A 17022-nucleotide genomic window follows, 5' to 3' on the forward strand; every position below is an offset into this window, starting at 1 on the left:
GCCGCGGTCCAGGCGTCTTCCGGTCCCGACGGTTCGGCCCGATGCAGACCAGTCTGCTCAGCCGATGTGCTCGGCGCCACAGGAATCCCATTGAATGCGATGAGTGAAGGGATCCTGGGTCATGTCCTGCCGCTGATCTCACGCTGGATGCCCCGCGCGGCGATCTGCAGCATCTGCACCCAGGGTGCGGGGCGGCGGGCGACGTCGTCGTCATCGGTGACCACGCCCAGGGCGGCCACCACCGAGCGGCCGCGCTGCCGGATCGGCACCGCGACTCCGGTGACCTCACGCTCGATCACCCCGGTCTGCGCGCAGTAGCCCTGCTGGCGCACCTGCTCCAGCCGGTCCTCGGAGATGATCTGCGAAGGCGCGGCCTCCTGATGGTGGGTGCGGTAGAAGGTGCGGTAGAAGGTGCGGAACTCGGGCGAGGCATGGGCCAGCAGCACCAGGCCGGTGGCTGAGACATGCAGCGGCAGCCGGCCAGCCACCCCGCCGTGGATGCGCGGGGCCTCCCGAGCCGAGAGTCGATCCACGAAGAGCACCTCATGGCCTTCGATCACACCAAGCTGCACATGCTGGCCCATCACGGTGTGCACATCGGAGAGATAGGGCCGAGCGCGCACGGCGAGCTTCATGGTCGGCGCCGAGCGGTTGGTCATCTCCCAGAGCCGGGTGCCGACCATGTATCCGGCCGGCAGCGACTCCAGCCAGCCCAGCTCGGCCATGTCGCGGCAGAGCCGGTGCGCGGTCGCCGGCGGCAGGCCGGTGCGCCGGGCGATCTCCGCAGCGCTGAGCAGGCTGTCGGCCGCCGAGAAGGTCGAAAGCACCCGGTCCAGCCGGGCCAGGACCGAATCACCGGTGGGGGAGTTCGCCATGGATCACATGCTAGCTTCCACGTCCGGGCTCGACCCCGGTGCGGTCCCGCTCAATCCCGGACCGCGAGCGCCTCGGCGCGCAGCTCGCTCGCCGTGCGCTGGTGCAGCGAGATCCGCAGCACGACGACGGCGGCCAGCGCGACGATGAGCCCGGCAGCGGTGTAGCGCAGCCGCGGCGCGTAGGTCATCGGGGCGATCGTGTAGATGCCCGAGATGCAGCCATTGATGATCATGCCCAGCAGCACCCCGGCGACCAGCGCCGCCGGCAGCCAGGCGGTGGCGTTGATGAAGACGATGAACATCACCCCGGAGCCCACGGCGAAGACCGCCTGGACTCGACGCACGTCCCAGCGGGAGGCGAACACGCCGTAGAGGACCGCGCCGATGGTGCCGCCGATCATCAGCATGATCCCGCCCATGATGCCCTCGTCGGGTTGGACGCCAGCCCCTCGTGACCCAGGGCACAATCCCAGCCTGAAGTTGGCCCCTGGTGGCTCATTGAATGAGATCAGCCTTGCCCTTCCGGGTCGCGGCTAGGCTTGGGCCATGGCAAACTCGCCCAGCGGTGATGCGGTCCTGGATCGCGCGATGCGCATCCTCGCAGCACTCGAGACCCGGCCCAGCCTTCCTGCCGGGGAGCTCATCGACGCGGCCGGGCTGCCCCGGACCACCGGATATCGACTGCTGCGCACCATGCGCGCCCACGGACTGCTCGCCACCGCGGCCTCCGGGGAGCTGGTCCTGGGCCAGCGGCTCTGGGAGATCGCGCAGCGCGCCCCGATCAGCCGGACGCTGCGCACCTCGGCGCTCCCCTTCATGCATGACGTCAACGCGGTGGTCCGGCAGACCACCCAGCTCGCGGTGCTCGATGAGCACGGGGTGCTGATCGTGGAGCGGATCTCGCGCCACGGGGCGGTGGTCAACCCGGCGGAGGTCGCCACGACCATGCCGGCCCACCTGACCTCGATGGGGCACGTGCTGCTCGCTCATTCTCCGGCCCATGTGGTGGATCACTGGTGGGCTCCGAGGCAGCAGCTGATCGCCGAGTCCCGTCCGCAGCTGCGCCGGGAGCTCGCCGAGGCGCGGACCCGTGGCCATGCCCAGCTGAGCGGGATGATCAACGCCGAGACCACCGGGGTCTCGGTGCCGGTGCTGGGTGCCGATGGCCACGCGGTGGCCGCGCTGACCGTGGTGGTGCCGCGCGGCTCCCGCGAGATCCCGCAGTTCCTGATGGCGCTGCAGACCGCCGGGCGCGGAATCAGCCGCGCCCTGGACGGGCTGAGCCATTGAATGGCAATCGTGTGGCGGGTCGAGTCGTCCAGCCCGCAGACTGAACGAGAACCACGTCACACCTCGGCGATGTCCGCCGCGGATCCCCCTCGAGGAGCGAGAGCCCCATGGCCGAGAAGAACACCGACCCGGACGCCGCCGTCCTGTCTCAGGCGGAGATCGACGCGGAGATCGCCGCCATCCACGCGGAGTATCGAGCTCAGCGCGACGCCGGCGGTCCGGTGGAGACCAATGCCCGGCTCAACTTCGCCCCCTACCGCAGCTCGCTGCTGCGGCACCCCACGAAGTCCCTGCACCACGCGGACCCCGAGGACATCGAGCTGCACAGCCCCGCCTTCGGCCACCGCGACGTCTCCGCGCTGGAGTCCGATCTGACGATCCAGCACAACGGCGAGCCCATCGGGGAACGGATCATCGTGACCGGCCGGGTCCTCGACGGCGAGGGCCGCGCCGTCGCCGGCCAGCTCGTGGAGATGTGGCAGGCCAACGCCGCAGGACGCTACATGCACAAGCGTGACCAGCACCCCGCTCCGCTGGATCCCAACTTCACCGGGGTGGGACGCACCCTGACCGGGCCCAACGGCGAGTACAGCTTCACCACCATCAAACCGGCACCTTATCCGTGGAAGAACCACAACAACGCCTGGCGCTCGGCGCACATCCACTTCTCGCTCTTCGGCACCGACTTCACCCAGCGGATCGTGACCCAGATGTACTTCCCCGGGGACCCGATCTTTGCTCTGGACCCCATCTACCAGTCCATCACCGACCAGGCGGCCCGCGATCGCCTGGTCGCGACCTATGACCACTCGGTCTCCCAGCATGAATGGAACACCGGTTACCGTTGGGACATCGTCCTCTCCGGAAGCAACCGCACCTGGGCCGAGCAGGAGGAGGAGCACTGATCATGAAACTCACCCCGACCCCCGGCCAGACCGTGGGCCCCTTCTTCGGCTACGCCCTGCCCTACCCCGGCGGCGAGGCTCTGGTGGACCGCTCGCACCCGGGTGCCGTGCGGCTGCACGGCACGGTCTACGACGGCGACGGCGGGCCCGTGCCCGATGCGCTGCTGGAGATCTGGCAGCCGGATGAGCTCGGAGCAATCTCCCAGCAGCCAGGATCCCTGCACCGCGACGGCTACACCTTCACCGGGTGGGGCCGCGCCGCCGTCGACGGCGTGGGTCACTACAGCTTCACCACGCTGGAACCCGGCAGCACCGGTTCCGAGGTCGCGCCCTACGTCCTGGTCACCATCTTCGCCCGCGGACTCATGGACCGCCTCTTCACCCGGGCCTACCTGCCCGCCGACCCGGCCACGCTGGAGCGGGACCCGCTGCTGAGCTCGGTGCCCGCGGAGCGCCGGCACACGATGCTGGCCACCCGCGAGCCCGACGGCAGCCTGCGCTTCGACATCCATTTCCAGGGCGAGGATGAGACCGTGTTCCTGACCTATCCCAACACCCCGCAATTCACCGGCCCCGTGGATTGACCGACAGGAGCGAACCCCCCGCCATGACTGGACCCTATGGAATCCTCAGCCCGGTCTGGGCCGGCACCCCGACGGCGCGGCTGATGTCCGAGGAGTCCATCCTGCGGGCCATGCTGCGCGTGGAGGCCGCCTGGGCCCAGGCGCTCGCCGATGCTGGTGAGGCGCAGGCGGAGAGCGCCGCCGCCATCGCGGCGATCAGCCAGGACCCGGAGCGGGCCGGGATCAACGTCGAAGACATCGCGTCCCAGAGCCCCGGCGGCGGGAACCCGGTGATCCCGATGCTGGGTGCCGTGCGCGGTGCGCTGGCAGCGACCGGTGACTCCGACGCCGCGCTGCACCGGGGAGCCACCAGCCAGGACATCCTCGACACCGCCCTGATGCTGCTGTGCCGGGAGGCCGCAGCGGTGCTTCTGACCGATGCGCGCCGGGCGGGCGCAGCGCTGAGCCGGCTCAGCCAGGACCATCGCGGCACGCTCTGCGTGGCCCGCTCGCTGACCCAGCACGCGCTGCCGACCAGCTTCGGGCTGCGCTGCGCCGGCTGGCTCGACGGGCTGACCCATTCGATTCGACGACTGGAGCTCGCGGCGGCGGCGCTGCCGCTGCAGTGGGGCGGCGCCGTCGGCACACAGGCCGCACAGAGCGACGCGCTCGGCGCACAGCAGACCGCCGCGCTGAGCACCGATCTCGCCGCCCGCCTGGGGCTGTGCCCGATGCCGCGCCCCTGGCACACCCAGCGCCAGGTGATCCTTGACCTCGGCTCGGCCCTCGCCGGCCTGCTCGCCGCGCTGGGGAAGCTTGCTGGAGACGTGCTCACCCTGCAGCGCCCCGAGATCGCTGAGCTGCGGGAGCCGGCAGCGCCCGGCCGGGGAGGATCTTCTGCGATGCCGCAGAAGCAGAACCCGGTGCTCTCGACCCTGATCCGTTCCGCCTCCCTGGCCGGTCCCGCCCAGCTGAGCACGCTCTACCTCGCGGCCGCGGCGGCGGAGGATGAACGCCCAGCGGGGTCCTGGCACGCCGAATGGCCGAGCCTGATCGAGCTGACCCGGCTCAGCGGCGGCGCCGCCGCCCGGGCCGCCGAGCTGTTCGAAGGTCTCGTGGTGCGCCCCGATGCTATGGCGGCGAATCTGCGGCTCAGCGGCGACGCCGTGCTCAGCGAGCGTGTGATGGCCCGGCTGGGCGGCTCCTTCCCCGGCGGCAGGCCGGCGCTGCAGGATCTGGTGCGACGCAGCGCCGTCGAAGCTGTGCCGCTGCGAGGTCTGCTGCAGGAGAGCCTCGGTACCGCGATCACCGCGGCGGAGCTCGATCAGCTGCTCGACCCGCACCAGTACCTGGGCCGGGCGCAGGAGTTCATCGATGCCGCAGTCAGCGACTTCCATCGGCACGACGGTACTCAGCACGACACCACCCACCCGGACACCGCTCACCCCGACACCACTCACCCCGACACCACCCGGACCGCCGCGCCGTCGGAAGGACCCATCGATCATGCCTGAGCCCACCCTGCCTGAGCCCACCCTGCCTGAGCCCCCCGAGCCTGAGCCCACCGAGCCCGGGTCCGCCCTGAGGCTCGTCCCGCAGCTGCTCTGCGGGTCGGTGGAGGACCTGCGCAGCGGAACCCGCCCGGTCCTGGTGCTGGGGCCCTCCCTGGGGACCAGCGTCGCGGTCCTGTGGGAGGGCGCCCTGGAGCATCTGCAGCAGAGCTTCACCGTCATCGGCTGGGACCTGCCGGGGCACGGGGCCGCCGCGCCCTACACCGCGCCCTTCGAGATCGCCGACCTCGCCGACGCGGTGGAGGAGCTTCTCGCGCAGCTCACGAAGACCCACGGGATGCCGGAGGATCTCCCGGTCTACGCCGCCGGGGTCTCGATCGCGGGCACCGTCAGCCTGACCCTGGCGCTGCGCCCGCAGACCCGGTTCACCCGGCTGGTCGCGCTGTGCACGGCCGCGAAGATCGGTGACCCGCAGATGTGGAGCGAGCGCGCCGAACTGGTCGCCCAGGCGGGGACGCCCACCATGGTCGAAGGATCGGCCCAGCGCTGGTTCGCCCCGGGGTTCATGGCCCGTCAGCCTGCCGTGGTCACCGGGCTGCTGCGCTCGCTGCAGCACACCGATCGACACTCCTATGCCCAGGCCTGCCGGGCACTGGGGCGCTATGACCTGACTGCCGAGCTTGCCGGCGTCGTCCGACCGCTTCTGGTGATCAGCGGGGCGCAGGACCCGGTGTGCCCACCCTCGGCGGTCCAGGACCTCGCCGCCGCCCCACATACAAGGACCGCAGTGCTGGACGGCGTCGCTCACCAGGCGCCGGCCGAAGCCCCTGAGGCCACCGCACGACTGCTCAAGGAGTTCCTCAATGACTGATCCCAGCTACCAGGAGGGCATGAAGGTGCGCCGTGAGGTGCTCTCCGATGCCCATGTGGACCGCGCCGAGGCGAAGAAGGACAGCTTCACCGAGGACTTCCAGGAACTGATCACCAACTACGCCTGGGGATCGATCTGGACCCGTCCCGGTCTGGACCGGCCCACACGCTCGGTGATCACGCTCACCGCGCTGATCGCCGGCGGCTACTGGGAAGAGCTGGAGATGCACATCCGCGCGGCGCTGCGCAACGGGCTCACCGAGGACCAGATCAAAGAGGTCTTCCTGCAGTGCGCGATCTACTGCTCGGTCCCCGCCGCGAACACCGCATTCAGCATCGGCCGTCGGGTTCTGGAGGAAGAGCGCAGCGGCGCCTGAATGAGCTGACGGGACCGGCTCAGCGCCGCGACATGTACAGGTTGAACGCCTTGGCCAGCAGCGGATTGACCGGGTAGTCCCATTCGCCGAGGGTCTGGACCACATCGGCGCCCATGGTCGTCTTGAACCGGGTCAGCCCGGCCAGCGGGTACTCCGGGTCCAATGAGGGGCTGAGTCCGCCGAGGTCATACCACCGGCAGCCTGCGGCGAGCGAGTCTTCGATCTGGCGCAGCTGCAGCGCGCGGGGCGCATAGCGCTTGCGCTCCTCGGAGGATGACGCGCCATAGACGTACCAGGCGAACTGGCCCTGCCGGACATAGATGGCCGCAGCCAGGAGCTGATCCTGGAAATGCGCCAGGTAGAGCGTGCATTCGCTCAGCGGTGAGGCGTTGAGCTCGCGGTACATGTCTTGGAAGTAGGAGAGCGGCCGGCCGGTGAAGTCATCACGGTCGGCGGTCTCGGAGTAGAGCGCGTGCCAGGCGGCGAGGTCGGACTCGCCGCCGACGCTCACCTCGAGCTCGGAGCGGGTGGACTTCTTGGTCTGGCGGCGCGAGGACTGATCCATCCGGGCCAGCACGTCCTCGATGGGCAAGACGGCGCCGGCGTCGTCGGTGAGCGGGATGCGGGCCTGGAACTGCGGCTGTCCGGCCTCGAAGTCGGTGCTCGGCGCGGGTGCCTTGAAGCCCAGCGCGCGCAGCTCTCGCTGCCACTTCTCGGCCTGAGCGGCACCGGCCGGATCAATCTCGAGCGGGTCAAGCTCCTCGATGCTGGTGTTCTCCCCGGCGGCCAGGGCGCGACGGACCTCCTTGGCCTCCCAGCGACGCAGCACCGAGGGCAGGCCCATGCGGATCAGGAAGGCTCCGGAGGTCTTCAGGTAGGCGATCAGCGGCGGGAGCAGCAGCTCAAGGTCGACGACGACCGGGTCCATGACCGGGCCCTCAGCGAGATAGGCGAGCCGCTTGTTCCCGAGCAGCGGCACAGCGGCGGGGACCGGGAGTCGACGGAAGAGCACCAGCGTCGCGGCCACCGGCGCGGAGTCCGGCCCGGCGTCGGCGTCGAAGACTCCGAGGCTCTGGGCCTGCCACTCCTGCTTCACCGCGGGCCAGCGCGGGTTCTGCAGGAACGACGCGGTCTGATGATCAGCGAGGAAGCGGGTGTGCTCCTCGGGGCTGATCGGGCGGACCTGGTACACGGCGGCGACGCCTGAATCTCTATGCTCCATCACGCCTCAAGGGTACCGTCTGGTTCCTGCGCCGCTGGGAGATCAGGTTCAGGCCCGGTTGTGCTCCGTCACCCATACGCGGCGCCGCTGCGCAAGGGCGGCGGCACAATCTGCCCTCGGCGCAGAGGTTTGCACTCGGTAGGGGAGAGTGCTAAAAATTGGTTTAGCACTCTCGTGTCGAGACTGCTAGAGGAACCTGAGCAGGTGAGGCCATACAGAAGTTCCCGGTGACGCGGGAACGGCCGTCCGTCGCGGGCACCTGGAATGGTTCGACCCAGCAGACGCGAACACGTCTGAAAGTCACACACCACGGCTTGAGATCAGCCGAGTCCAGGAAGGACACGCGCCACTATGGCAAAGACTATTGCATTCGATGAAGAGGCACGCCGCGGCCTCGAGCGCGGACTGAACGTCCTCGCCGATGCCGTCAAGGTCACCTTGGGTCCCCGCGGCCGCAACGTCGTGCTGGAGAAGTCCTGGGGTGCCCCCACGATCACCAACGACGGCGTCTCCATCGCCAAAGAGATCACGCTTGAGGACCCCTACGAGAAGATCGGCGCTGAGCTGGTCAAGGAGGTCGCCAAGAAGACCGACGACGTCGCTGGCGACGGCACCACCACCGCCACCGTCCTCGCACAGGCCCTGGTCAAAGAAGGCCTGCGCAACGTCGCCGCCGGCGCCGATCCGATGGCGCTCAAGCGCGGCATCGACATCGCCGTGGAGTCGGTCACCGCGGAGCTGTTCAAGTCCGCCAAGGAGATCGAGACCACGGAGCAGATCGCTGCCACCGCCTCCATCTCCGCCGGTGACCCGCAGATCGGCGCACTGATCGCTCAGGCGCTGGACAAGGTCGGCAAGGAAGGCGTCATCACCGTCGAGGAGTCCAACACCTTCGGTCTGGAGCTCGAGCTCACCGAGGGCATGCGCTTCGACAAGGGCTACCTCTCCGGCTACTTCGTCACCGACGCCGAGCGCCAGGAAGCAGTCCTGGAAGATCCCTACATCCTGATCGCGAACTCCAAGATCTCCTCGGTCAAGGACGTCATCGGCGTCCTGGAGCAGGTCATGCAGTCGGGCAAGCCGCTGCTGGTCATCGCAGAGGACGTCGAGGGTGAGGCCCTGGCCGCACTGGTGGTCAACAAGCTCAAGGGCACCTTCAAGTCCGTGGCCGTCAAGGCCCCCGGCTTCGGTGACCGCCGCAAGGCCATGCTCGCCGACATCGCCATCCTCACCGGTGGCCAGGTCATCGCCGAAGAGGTCGGCCTGAAGCTGGAGAACACCACTCTGGAGCTGCTCGGCACCGCCCGCAAGGTCGTGGTGACCAAGGACGAGACCACCATCGTCGAAGGTGCCGGCGAGGCCGACGAGATCGCCGGCCGCGTGTCCCAGATCAAGGCCGAGATCGAGAACTCCGACTCGGACTACGATCGCGAGAAGCTTCAGGAGCGTCTGGCCAAGCTCGCCGGAGGCGTGGCAGTCATCAAGGCCGGCGCCGCCACCGAGGTCGAGCTCAAGGAGCGCAAGCACCGCATCGAAGATGCCGTGCGCAACGCCAAGGCCGCTGTGGATGAGGGAATCGTCGCCGGCGGCGGCGTGGCCCTGATCCAGGCCGGCGCCCGCGCCTTCGCGACCCTGCAGCTCAGCGGAGACGAGGCCACCGGCGCGAACATCGTGAAGTTCGCCGTGGAGGCCCCGCTGAAGCAGATCGCCATCAACGCCGGCATGGAGGCCGGAGTGGTGGCCGAGAAGGTCCGCGGACTCCCCGATGGCCATGGCCTCAACGCCGCCACCGGTGTCTACGAGAACCTGCTCGAAGCAGGCGTCAACGATCCGGTGAAGGTGACCCGCTCTGCACTGCAGAACGCCGCCTCCATCGCCTCGCTGTTCCTCACCACCGAGGCCGTCGTCGCCGACAAGCCGGAGAAGCACTCCGCCGGCGCCGGCGCCGAGGGCATGGACCCGATGGGCGGCATGGGCGGCATGATGTGATCAGCTGACCCGCTGATTCCTCGCGCCCCGCCGCTAGGGGAGAACCCCGTCGCAGACCTGGTCTGCGGCGGGGTTCTCTGTTCAGCGGAGCCTCCATCATGGACGCTCGCGCTGGACGCTTGCGATGGGCACGGCGAGGTCGTGGACGCAGGCTCCGTGGACGCAGGCTCAGTGCCCGAACATCCGGGTGTTCGCCGACTCGGTCTCCTCATACTGGGTGGAGGCTGCCGCCATCGCCTGACGCACGCTGGCCAGCGACTGCTCCACCTGGGCCTGAGTGCCCCGCCATTGGGTCAGCACATCCTGGAACGCAGTGGAGGCTGCGCCCTTCCAGGACTCCTGGAGCTGGCGCAGCTGAGATTCCATCGAACTGACATCGGTCTGGATGCGGCCCAATGTGGCTTCCACGGTCTGGCTCTTGGCCAGCAGCTCCGCGGTGTCGATCTGAAGTATCGCCATGGTTCTCTCCTCGGGTGACCGGCACCGTCGGTGCAGATCGGGTGCGGGCGGGGCCCGGTGCCCTGCCCTGGTCCGAGCCACCGTACCCAGGGCCGCGGCGGCGCAGCGCCGCCGGAGAGAAGCTGTGGAACGCCCGAGCCCTTCCCGGGTGCCCGGCCGAACTGGGGAAGACCTCGGGGGTGCTCTCGGTGCCGGCTCCGAGGCTCACTCGGGGGTGTGATGCTCCCGAGCCGCCGCGCGCAGCTGGTCCAGCTCGTCTTCGTCGATGTCGGTCTCATGATCGCTCTGATCATCGAGGGCCACCATGGGCAGCCGCAGCGTCATGGTGGCTCCGCCGCCCTCGGTGCTGCTGTGGCGCACGGTGCCCTGGTGCTGCGCGGCGATGGCGGCGCAGATGGCCAGTCCAAGGCCGGTGCCACCGGTCTCGCGCTGCCGGGAGTTGTCCGCCCGGTAGAACCGCTCGAAGATCTTCGCGGCGTCCTCGGCAGCGATCCCTTCGCCGTGGTCGCGGACCTCCAACACGGCGTCGGTCTCACCGTCGGCACCCTCCTGGGTGCCCACCGCGATCTCCAGCGGAGTCCCCTGCGGCGTGTAGCGCAGCGCATTGGTCACCAGGTTCATCACGATCTGGCGGATCTTGCCCTCGTCGCCCACAGCAGGGGCCGCTGCCGGGGAGCCGCCGTCGAGGCCGACGACCCGGGTCTCGCGATCGGGGGCGTTGACGGCCAGATCCATGATCGAGTCGTGGGCGATCAGGTTCAGGTCCAGCGGTGCCTTCTGCAGCGGCCGCTGCTCATCCAGGCGGGCAAGGGTCAGCATGTCCTCGACCAGCTGGCCCATCCGTTTGGCCTCGGACTCGATCCGGCCCATGGCCATGCCCACGGCCTCAGGGTTGTCGCTGACCCCGCCCTGGCGGTAGAGCTCGGAGAATCCACGGATGGTCACCAGCGGGGTGCGCAGCTCGTGGGAGGCATCCTGGATGAACCGACGCATATTCTCCTCCGAGGTGCTCTTGGCCTGGAAGGCGGTCTCGATCTGCTCCAGCATGACGTTGAGCGAGCGCGAGAGCCGGCCGATCTCGGTCTCCGGTGGAGCGGTGGTCTCGACGCGCTTGGAGAAGTCGCCGGCGGCGATCTCTGCGGCGGTCTTCTCCACGTGGAAGAGTGAGCGGAAGGCCCGGGTGACCAGTGCGTAGGCGATGGTGGAGGCGCCCAGGGTGGCCATCAGCCCGATGGTGGCCACCAGGAACGTCGCACGTTCCACCGAGGTCTCCACCTGTTCCAGCGGCAGGGCGACCGCCAGGCTGTCCTCTCCGTTCTCCAGCGGCATCACGTGCACGCGCCAGCCGCGGGAACCCTCCTGGGTGCCGGCCACATCGAGGACCTCGCCGTCCTGCCAGAGCTCGAAGACCTCGTCGAAGGTCATGCTGGGGATCTGTGGGATGTCGCCGCCGGAGCCGGCCGGTTGGGTGGAGGTGGCCTGCAGCAGCTCCCCCTCTGAGTCCATCAGGATCCCGTAGAAGCGCAGGATGGACTGGGTTTCACCGATCTCGGGGGCGCTGCGCCGGGTGAGGAACATCGAGACGTTGTTCGCGTTGGAGTAGATGTCCTCGTCGAGGTTGCGCAGCAGCTCCTGGCGGAACAGCGAGGCGGAGACGAAGGTGGTCACGAACAGGGTCAGCACCAGCAGTCCGGACATGATCAGCACCAGCTGGGTCCGCAGTGAAGCCTTGCGCCAGGTCTGGGTCACGGAGCTGAACGGGCGCATACCCAGACCTTACGTGCCGCAGGGGGTCAGGGTGGACACCCGCACAGCGTCACTCAGTCTGTTACAGGCCCTGCGAGCGCTGGCGGCGCTCCCAGGTCTGGAGCACATAGCCGACCCCGCGCTTGGTCTGGATCATCGGGGCGCCCTCGGAGCCGGACTCGATCTTCCGGCGCAGGTAGGAGATGTAGGACTCCACGATGGAGGCGTCGCCGTTGAAGTTGTACTCCCAGACGTGATCGAGGATCTGCTGCTTGGAGAGCACTCGATTGGGGTTCATCATCAGGTAGCGCAGCAGCTTGAACTCGGTGGGGGAGAGCTCCACCATCTCGCCTCCGCGGCGGACCTCGTGGGCGTCGTCGTCGAGCTCGAGGTTGTCCACCACGATCACGGCGTCCTCGTCCTCGAACGGCGCGGTGCGGCGCAGCACGGCCCGGATCCTCGCGACGACCTCATCGAGCGAGAAGGGTTTCGTGACGTAGTCGTCGCCGCCCACGGTGAGGCCGGTGATCTTGTCATCGGTGTCATCGCGTGCGGTGAGGAAGAGCACAGGGAAGTGCTTGCCGGCGGCGCGCAGCCGTCGGGTGACGGTGAAGCCGTCCATATCGGGCAGCATCACGTCCAGGACCGCAAGGTCGGGCTGGAAGGTCTCTGCGGTCTCCAGCGCCTCACGACCGTTTCCGGCCGCGGCGACCTCGAATCCGGCGAACCGCAGCGAGGTGGCCAGCAGTTCTCGGATATTGGGCTCGTCATCGACGACGAGGAGCTTGGCTTCAGGAGTCTTATCAGTCACCTGGTCAGTCTGCTCCCGGTATCTGGGAGATCGCTGGACACTTCCTGTTTGTTGAGTGGTGCTTCGGTTCTGTATCGCAGGCTGAGGGCTCGGTGGGTTCAGACGATGTCTTCGGCGTCGAGGATCGAGTACCCGTAACCCTGCTCGGAGAGGAACCGCTGGCGGCGGGCCGCATACTCCATGTCCACGGTGTCGCGGGTGACCACCGAGTAGAAGTGCGCCCGCTTGGGATCCTCGCCCTCGACGGCATTGCCGGGACGCAGCAGCCGTCCAAGGCGCTGCGCCTCCTCCTGGCGGGACCCGAAGGTGCCGGAGACCTGGATCGCCACGGAGGCCTGGGGCAGGTCGATGGAGAAGTTCGCGATCTTCGAGACCACCAGGACCTCCAGCTCGCCGGCGCGGAAGGCGTCGAACTGCTTCTGCCGGGCGGCCACGGAGGCCGATCCGGTGAGCACCGGAGCCCCCAGCTGCTCGCCGAGGCGTTGAAGCTGCTCCACGAACTGGCCGATCACCAGGACCTGCTCGCCCAGATACCTGTGGCGGGCCACCAGCCGGGCGACCACGGCGTCCTTGACCTCGGCCCCGGCAGCCAGCCGGTGCCTTTCCTTGTCTGCGGCGGAGGCATATTCCATCCGCAGGCTGCGCGGCATGTCGGTGCGCACCTCGATGCAGGTCGCAGGGGCGATCCAGCCCTGGGCCTCCATCTGCTTCCAAGGCGTGTCATAGCGTTTGGGTCCGATCAGCGAGAACACCTCGCGCTCCCGGCCGTCCTCGCGGACCAGCGTCGCTGTCAGGCCGAGCCGGCGGCGGGCCTGGAGGTCCGCGGTCATCCGGAAGATCGGGGCCGGCAGCAGGTGGACCTCGTCGTAGATGATCAGTCCCCAGTCGTGGCCGTTGAGCAGCTCCAGGTGGGTGAAGAGCTCGTTGCGCCGGGCCGCGAGCACCTGGTAGGTGGCGATGGTGACCGGACGGACCTCTTTCTTGGCACCAGAGTATTCGCCGATCTCCTCCTCGGTGAGCGAGGTGCGCTTGAGCAGCTCCGCCTTCCACTGCCGGGCGGAGACGGTGGAGTTCACCAGGATCAGCGTGATCGTTCCGGAGGTGGCCATCGCGGCGGCCCCGACCAGCGTCTTGCCGGCACCGCAGGGCAGCACGACGACGCCGGAGCCGGCCTGCCAGAAGTTGTCCACCGCCTCCTGCTGATATCCGCGCAGCGCCCAGCCCTCCTGGCGCAGCGCTATCGGGTGGGCGGTGCCGTCGACGAACCCGGCCAGGTCCTCGGCGGGCCAGCCGAGCCGCAGCAGCTGCTGCTTGAGCTCGCCGCGGGCCTGTCCGTGCACCGCCACGGTGTTCTCATCGATCTCGGGCCCGAGCAGCGAGGTCAGCGTCTTGGCGTGGCGCACCTCGCTCAGGATGCCGGGTTCCTGGCTGCGCAGCACCAGTCCATGGACCGGGTCCTTCTCCAGGCGCAGCCGCCCGTAGCGGCTCATCGTCTCGGCGATGTCCACCAGCAGCGCGTGCGGCACTGGGAATCGGGAGTGGTTGAGCAGGGTGTCGACCACGTATTCGGCGTCGAACCCGGCGGCGCGAGCATTCCAGAGCCCCAGCGGGGTGATCCGGTAGGTGTGGATGTGCTCCGGTGCGCGCTCGAGATCCGCGAAGGCCGCAACGGCTCGCCGGGCGGCATCGGCCGCGGGGTGATCGACCTCCAGCAGCACGGTCTTGTCCGACTGCACGATCAGCGGTCCATCAGCCATTGCTCTCCTCTAGGTTGCCTGGGTGCTCTGCAGATGCCTGCATGGAGCCCCCTTGCGGTGGGGTCTCTTGCGACGTGGTCTCCTCGACGGCGGCGATGCGGTGCAGCATCACCGTGGCATCGCCCTGATCGTCTCGCACCCGGATCCTGACCCGCCCGGCGTTCATCCCGGTGGGCACTCCGGTGAGCCGGTGCGTGCTGCCCTGCGGGGAGACCCGGATCAGCGTCAGCTCGCGCCGGCCGGCCAGTGCCGAGCGCAGCGTGCCGATCACGTCCTGGGTCGCGGCGGAGTCCGAGGACGACGACGGCGCAGCCCGCCCGGCCTGCCGCAGCGCGGCAGCAGTGGCGCGCAGCAGGTTCTCATCCTGCTCGCCCGGCTCCGCGCTGGTGATCCGCACCGGAGACTGCTCCCAGGGGGAGGTCTCCAGCGCCCAGGACGCGGTGTGCTCGGCCGATGTGCCCGCGGGCTCGCGGCGGTGACTCTCGGGTTCCGCCTCGGTGTGGCGCGCGGTGTTGAAGCCGGCCTCGGTCAGCGCCTGTTCCATCGCCTTAACGGGGGCTCGGCAGATCAGGATGTCCTCGGCCAGGACCTGCAGTCCGAGTCCGTCGAGCACCGGATGTGCCAGCATCGCCGCACGCTGGTCCGCGTCGGTGACCCGCAGCCAGGCGCCGGCCTCTCCGATCTGCACGCCGCGCCAGGTGCGCGCAGCATCTTCGACCTGGGTCCGCAGCGCGGCTGGCACCTCGGTGAGGCTGTGCGACTCGAGCCAGGTCAGCATCCCTGCCCCGGTCCATCCCCGGGTGAGGCCGCGGTGCAGCGATTCGGGGCTGAACCGGAAGGTCGGCACGGCCCCGTGTCCCTCGCGCTGGGCGAAATCGGCCAGCGCCGCGGCGCTGTCGGGGGAGAGCGCGCCGGTGGCGATCGCGGTCAGGTCCGACTGGACCAGGATGGTGTCCACCTGGGCAGGCATGGTGGATGCCAGCCGCTCGGCGAGGCGGCTGAGACCCGGTCGCCAGCGCGCGCCGGCGCTCGGCGCGGGGTCTTGGCGCACAGCCTCCCGCGGCAGCGAACCCTCGAGCAGCGCATCCCCTGCGGTGCTCAGCGTCCCCACGGCGAAGAGGCCCAGCCGTTCGGCCTCGCGCATCAGCCAGGGCAGAAGGTGCATGACGCGCGCGCTCAGCAGCGGCCGCCGCGCGGCGAGTCGGCGTGGCAGCGCGCCGGTCAACGCGTCGGGGCCCGGCAGGTCATCCTCGGGCAGGTTCAGCGCGTAGAGCTGTCCCTCAGGTCCGGAGGGCTCCTCGATGAGCCCTCTTGCGGTCTCCAGCAGCGCGCGCCGCAGCTGCTCGGCGTCCCCGCGCTGGCGGTCCAGGCCCAGCGTCGGGGCGATCCGACTGCTGGGGTGGGGTCCGCGCAGGAGCATCGGCGCGCGGGGTGCCAACAGCCATCCGGAGACCAGCAGCTGGTGCTGATGCTGGCGCGCCGCGGCTCCCCATTGCTGCGCGAACCGCCCCGGGGACCAGGACTGCCCGTCGGCGAGCTCGATGAGTCCGCAGGCGGCCGTCAGCTCCAAGAGCCAACCGATCTCTCCGACGCTGGCATCGGTGCCGGTCAGAGCCCCGAGGGTGCCCGCGCTTGTGCGGCCTCGGGCGGAGCTCGAGGAGACGGGAGGTCCCCAGCGCGCGGAGGCTGCGGCGATTCGGCGCAGTTCGCGCATGCCGACCCCACCGGTGCGCAGTGTGGTGGCGGGGGAGGCGGCGAGCAGCGCAAGCAGCTCCGCGACGTCGTCGAGCAGCTCGGTGATGGCGGCCAGCGACGCGTTCTCGATCACGGCGGCCGAGGCGCTGGCCGGACTGGGCCTCGGCGCGGAGTCAGCCGCGAGGGTGCCGGCGAGCTCCGGAAGATGCGCGGTGAGCGAATCGATGATGTGCGGAAGCCGAGCCGGTGTCGCCAGGCTCTGCGCCGAACCGATCTCGCTGAAGAAGAGTCCCGCGGCGTGCAGAGCCTCCACGGCGGCAGGGTCTGGTTCCTGCCCCGGGTCTGCCTGCGCCAGGTCTGGAGCCTGCGCCGCGGCGCGGGCGAGGGTCACGGCGGCGCCGAGCGTCGCGGCATCCAGGCGCTGCAGATGGGTGCGGATGCTGGCCTCAGACCCCACCCGCACGGCCAGCGTGGTCAGATCCTGCGGGCTGGGCGCCAGCAGGTCAGGGCGAAGCCGCAGCAGCCTCGCCAGGCGGTCTTCGTCCCAGGTCTCAAGGCGCGCAAGCAGGGCTTCCAGGCTGAGCAGGGACACTTCAGCCGATGCCGGTGCCGCGGCGGCGCCGGTTCACCGAGAGCAGCAGAAACGCGATCAGCAGCGCGAACCCCAGCGGAAAGCCCCAGAGAGCTGCGACATAGAACGCCGGGTGCGGATCGGTCTCCATGAAGTACAGGCTCAGGATGACCAGCAGGGCGATCCCGGACAGTGCGGTGATGAGCACCCCGGACCAGAGCAGCGCCTGGGCCGGACGGGAGCCGCTGCGCCGGTGCGCGCCATGAGCGGCGCTCGTCGTGGAGGACATGCGGCGATTCTACCGCGCAGCTCCGGGAGTCCGGCGCCCAAGTTCGGGCTCCAGCACGGACGGCGGTACTCTAGAGGCCTTGATCATCAGTA

16 protein-coding genes are annotated in these 17022 nt (G+C 69.3%); 7 read left to right on the forward strand and 9 right to left on the reverse strand.

Going from position 1 to position 17022, the window contains the following annotated elements; genetic code table 11:
• Positions 1–119: 119 nt before the first annotated feature.
• Positions 120–875, reverse strand: coding sequence for an IclR family transcriptional regulator (locus EV640_RS08460; RefSeq protein ID WP_133726275.1), 756 nt, complete (start codon positions 873–875; stop codon positions 120–122).
• A gap of 50 nt (positions 876–925) precedes the next feature.
• Complete coding sequence (locus tag EV640_RS08465) at positions 926–1294, reverse strand: MFS transporter (RefSeq protein WP_036473097.1); 369 nt, start codon at positions 1292–1294, stop codon at positions 926–928.
• Between the two features lie 127 nt (positions 1295–1421).
• On the opposite strand from EV640_RS08465, the gene EV640_RS08470 reads away from it, so the two are divergent.
• The 6 genes from EV640_RS08470 to pcaC all read left to right on the forward strand — a co-directional run bounded on the left by EV640_RS08470 (position 1422) and on the right by pcaC (position 6391).
• Complete coding sequence (locus EV640_RS08470; RefSeq protein ID WP_036473100.1) at positions 1422–2165, forward strand: IclR family transcriptional regulator; 744 nt, start codon at positions 1422–1424, stop codon at positions 2163–2165.
• Positions 2166–2272: 107 nt separating this feature from the next.
• Positions 2273–3070, forward strand: coding sequence for a protocatechuate 3,4-dioxygenase subunit beta (gene pcaH / locus EV640_RS08475; protein ID WP_036473103.1), 798 nt, complete (start codon positions 2273–2275; stop codon positions 3068–3070).
• A 2-nt stretch (positions 3071–3072) separates the two neighbouring features.
• Positions 3073–3654 carry a protocatechuate 3,4-dioxygenase subunit alpha gene (gene pcaG, locus EV640_RS08480; protein WP_036473106.1) on the forward strand — a complete coding sequence of 194 codons (582 nt, stop codon included), beginning with the start codon at positions 3073–3075 and terminating at the stop codon, positions 3652–3654.
• 23 nt (positions 3655–3677) lie between these two features.
• Entirely contained in the window at positions 3678–5147 is a 1470-nt protein-coding gene (locus EV640_RS08485; RefSeq protein WP_084479271.1) for a lyase family protein, read from the forward strand.
• Positions 5140–6015 carry an alpha/beta fold hydrolase gene (locus EV640_RS08490; protein WP_084479272.1) on the forward strand — a complete coding sequence of 292 codons (876 nt, stop codon included), beginning with the start codon at positions 5140–5142 and terminating at the stop codon, positions 6013–6015. Before EV640_RS08485 ends, EV640_RS08490 begins: the two co-directional genes overlap by 8 nt.
• Positions 6008–6391 carry a 4-carboxymuconolactone decarboxylase gene (gene pcaC / locus EV640_RS08495; RefSeq protein WP_036473108.1) on the forward strand — a complete coding sequence of 128 codons (384 nt, stop codon included), beginning with the start codon at positions 6008–6010 and terminating at the stop codon, positions 6389–6391. The genes EV640_RS08490 and pcaC overlap by 8 nt, the downstream gene beginning before the upstream one ends.
• Before the next feature lie 19 nt (positions 6392–6410).
• On the opposite strand, the gene EV640_RS08500 is transcribed toward pcaC, so the two are convergent.
• A complete protein-coding gene (locus EV640_RS08500; protein WP_051500743.1) occupies positions 6411–7613 on the reverse strand; it encodes a lipid II:glycine glycyltransferase FemX in 1203 nt (400 codons plus the stop codon).
• 351 nt (positions 7614–7964) lie between these two features.
• On the opposite strand from EV640_RS08500, the gene groL reads away from it, so the two are divergent.
• Positions 7965–9602, forward strand: coding sequence for a chaperonin GroEL (groL, locus tag EV640_RS08505; protein WP_036473112.1), 1638 nt, complete (start codon positions 7965–7967; stop codon positions 9600–9602).
• A 168-nt stretch (positions 9603–9770) separates the two neighbouring features.
• Here the strand turns inward: groL and EV640_RS08510 are convergent, their stop codons facing one another.
• From EV640_RS08510 to EV640_RS08535, 6 genes are all read right to left on the reverse strand, one after another.
• A complete protein-coding gene (locus EV640_RS08510; protein ID WP_036473115.1) occupies positions 9771–10061 on the reverse strand; it encodes a WXG100 family type VII secretion target in 291 nt (96 codons plus the stop codon).
• Positions 10062–10265: 204 nt separating this feature from the next.
• On the reverse strand, positions 10266–11828 hold the full coding sequence (locus EV640_RS08515) for a sensor histidine kinase (protein WP_051500744.1): 1563 nt from the start codon (positions 11826–11828) through the stop codon (positions 10266–10268).
• 61 nt (positions 11829–11889) lie between these two features.
• Positions 11890–12618 (reverse strand): response regulator transcription factor, encoded by a 729-nt coding sequence (locus tag EV640_RS08520; protein ID WP_036473118.1) that lies wholly within the window; start codon positions 12616–12618, stop codon positions 11890–11892.
• 98 nt (positions 12619–12716) lie between these two features.
• Entirely contained in the window at positions 12717–14375 is a 1659-nt protein-coding gene (locus EV640_RS08525; RefSeq protein WP_036473120.1) for a DNA repair helicase XPB, read from the reverse strand.
• The gene (locus EV640_RS08530) at positions 14368–16662 is read right to left on the reverse strand and encodes a helicase-associated domain-containing protein (RefSeq protein WP_133726277.1); all 2295 of its coding nucleotides are present in this window, start codon (positions 16660–16662) and stop codon (positions 14368–14370) included. Before EV640_RS08530 ends, EV640_RS08525 begins: the two co-directional genes overlap by 8 nt.
• A 1-nt stretch (position 16663) precedes the next feature.
• Positions 16664–16930, reverse strand: coding sequence for a hypothetical protein (locus EV640_RS08535; protein WP_051500745.1), 267 nt, complete (start codon positions 16928–16930; stop codon positions 16664–16666).
• Between the last annotated feature and the right edge of the window lie 92 nt (positions 16931–17022).

This window comes from Nesterenkonia aurantiaca (genome assembly GCF_004364585.1).
GTDB classification, from domain to species: Bacteria; Actinomycetota; Actinomycetes; order Actinomycetales; family Micrococcaceae; genus Nesterenkonia; species Nesterenkonia aurantiaca.

What these genes read in the sequence shown, in the direction of transcription:
- EV640_RS08465 (WP_036473097.1), bottom strand. Translation starts at nt 1,294, where the DNA reads ATGGGCGGGATCATGCTGATGATCGGCGGCACCATCGGCGCGGTCCTC.
- EV640_RS08485 (WP_084479271.1), top strand. Translation starts at nt 3,678, where the DNA reads ATGACTGGACCCTATGGAATCCTCAGCCCGGTCTGGGCCGGCACCCCG.
- EV640_RS08490 (WP_084479272.1), top strand. Translation starts at nt 5,140, where the DNA reads ATGCCTGAGCCCACCCTGCCTGAGCCCACCCTGCCTGAGCCCCCCGAG.
- pcaC (WP_036473108.1), top strand. Translation starts at nt 6,008, where the DNA reads ATGACTGATCCCAGCTACCAGGAGGGCATGAAGGTGCGCCGTGAGGTG.
- EV640_RS08460 (WP_133726275.1), bottom strand. Translation starts at nt 875, where the DNA reads ATGGCGAACTCCCCCACCGGTGATTCGGTCCTGGCCCGGCTGGACCGG.
- EV640_RS08500 (WP_051500743.1), bottom strand. Translation starts at nt 7,613, where the DNA reads ATGGAGCATAGAGATTCAGGCGTCGCCGCCGTGTACCAGGTCCGCCCG.
- EV640_RS08525 (WP_036473120.1), bottom strand. Translation starts at nt 14,375, where the DNA reads ATGGCTGATGGACCGCTGATCGTGCAGTCGGACAAGACCGTGCTGCTG.
- EV640_RS08470 (WP_036473100.1), top strand. Translation starts at nt 1,422, where the DNA reads ATGGCAAACTCGCCCAGCGGTGATGCGGTCCTGGATCGCGCGATGCGC.
- EV640_RS08535 (WP_051500745.1), bottom strand. Translation starts at nt 16,930, where the DNA reads ATGTCCTCCACGACGAGCGCCGCTCATGGCGCGCACCGGCGCAGCGGC.
- EV640_RS08510 (WP_036473115.1), bottom strand. Translation starts at nt 10,061, where the DNA reads ATGGCGATACTTCAGATCGACACCGCGGAGCTGCTGGCCAAGAGCCAG.
- pcaH (WP_036473103.1), top strand. Translation starts at nt 2,273, where the DNA reads ATGGCCGAGAAGAACACCGACCCGGACGCCGCCGTCCTGTCTCAGGCG.
- groL (WP_036473112.1), top strand. Translation starts at nt 7,965, where the DNA reads ATGGCAAAGACTATTGCATTCGATGAAGAGGCACGCCGCGGCCTCGAG.
- pcaG (WP_036473106.1), top strand. Translation starts at nt 3,073, where the DNA reads ATGAAACTCACCCCGACCCCCGGCCAGACCGTGGGCCCCTTCTTCGGC.
- EV640_RS08515 (WP_051500744.1), bottom strand. Translation starts at nt 11,828, where the DNA reads ATGCGCCCGTTCAGCTCCGTGACCCAGACCTGGCGCAAGGCTTCACTG.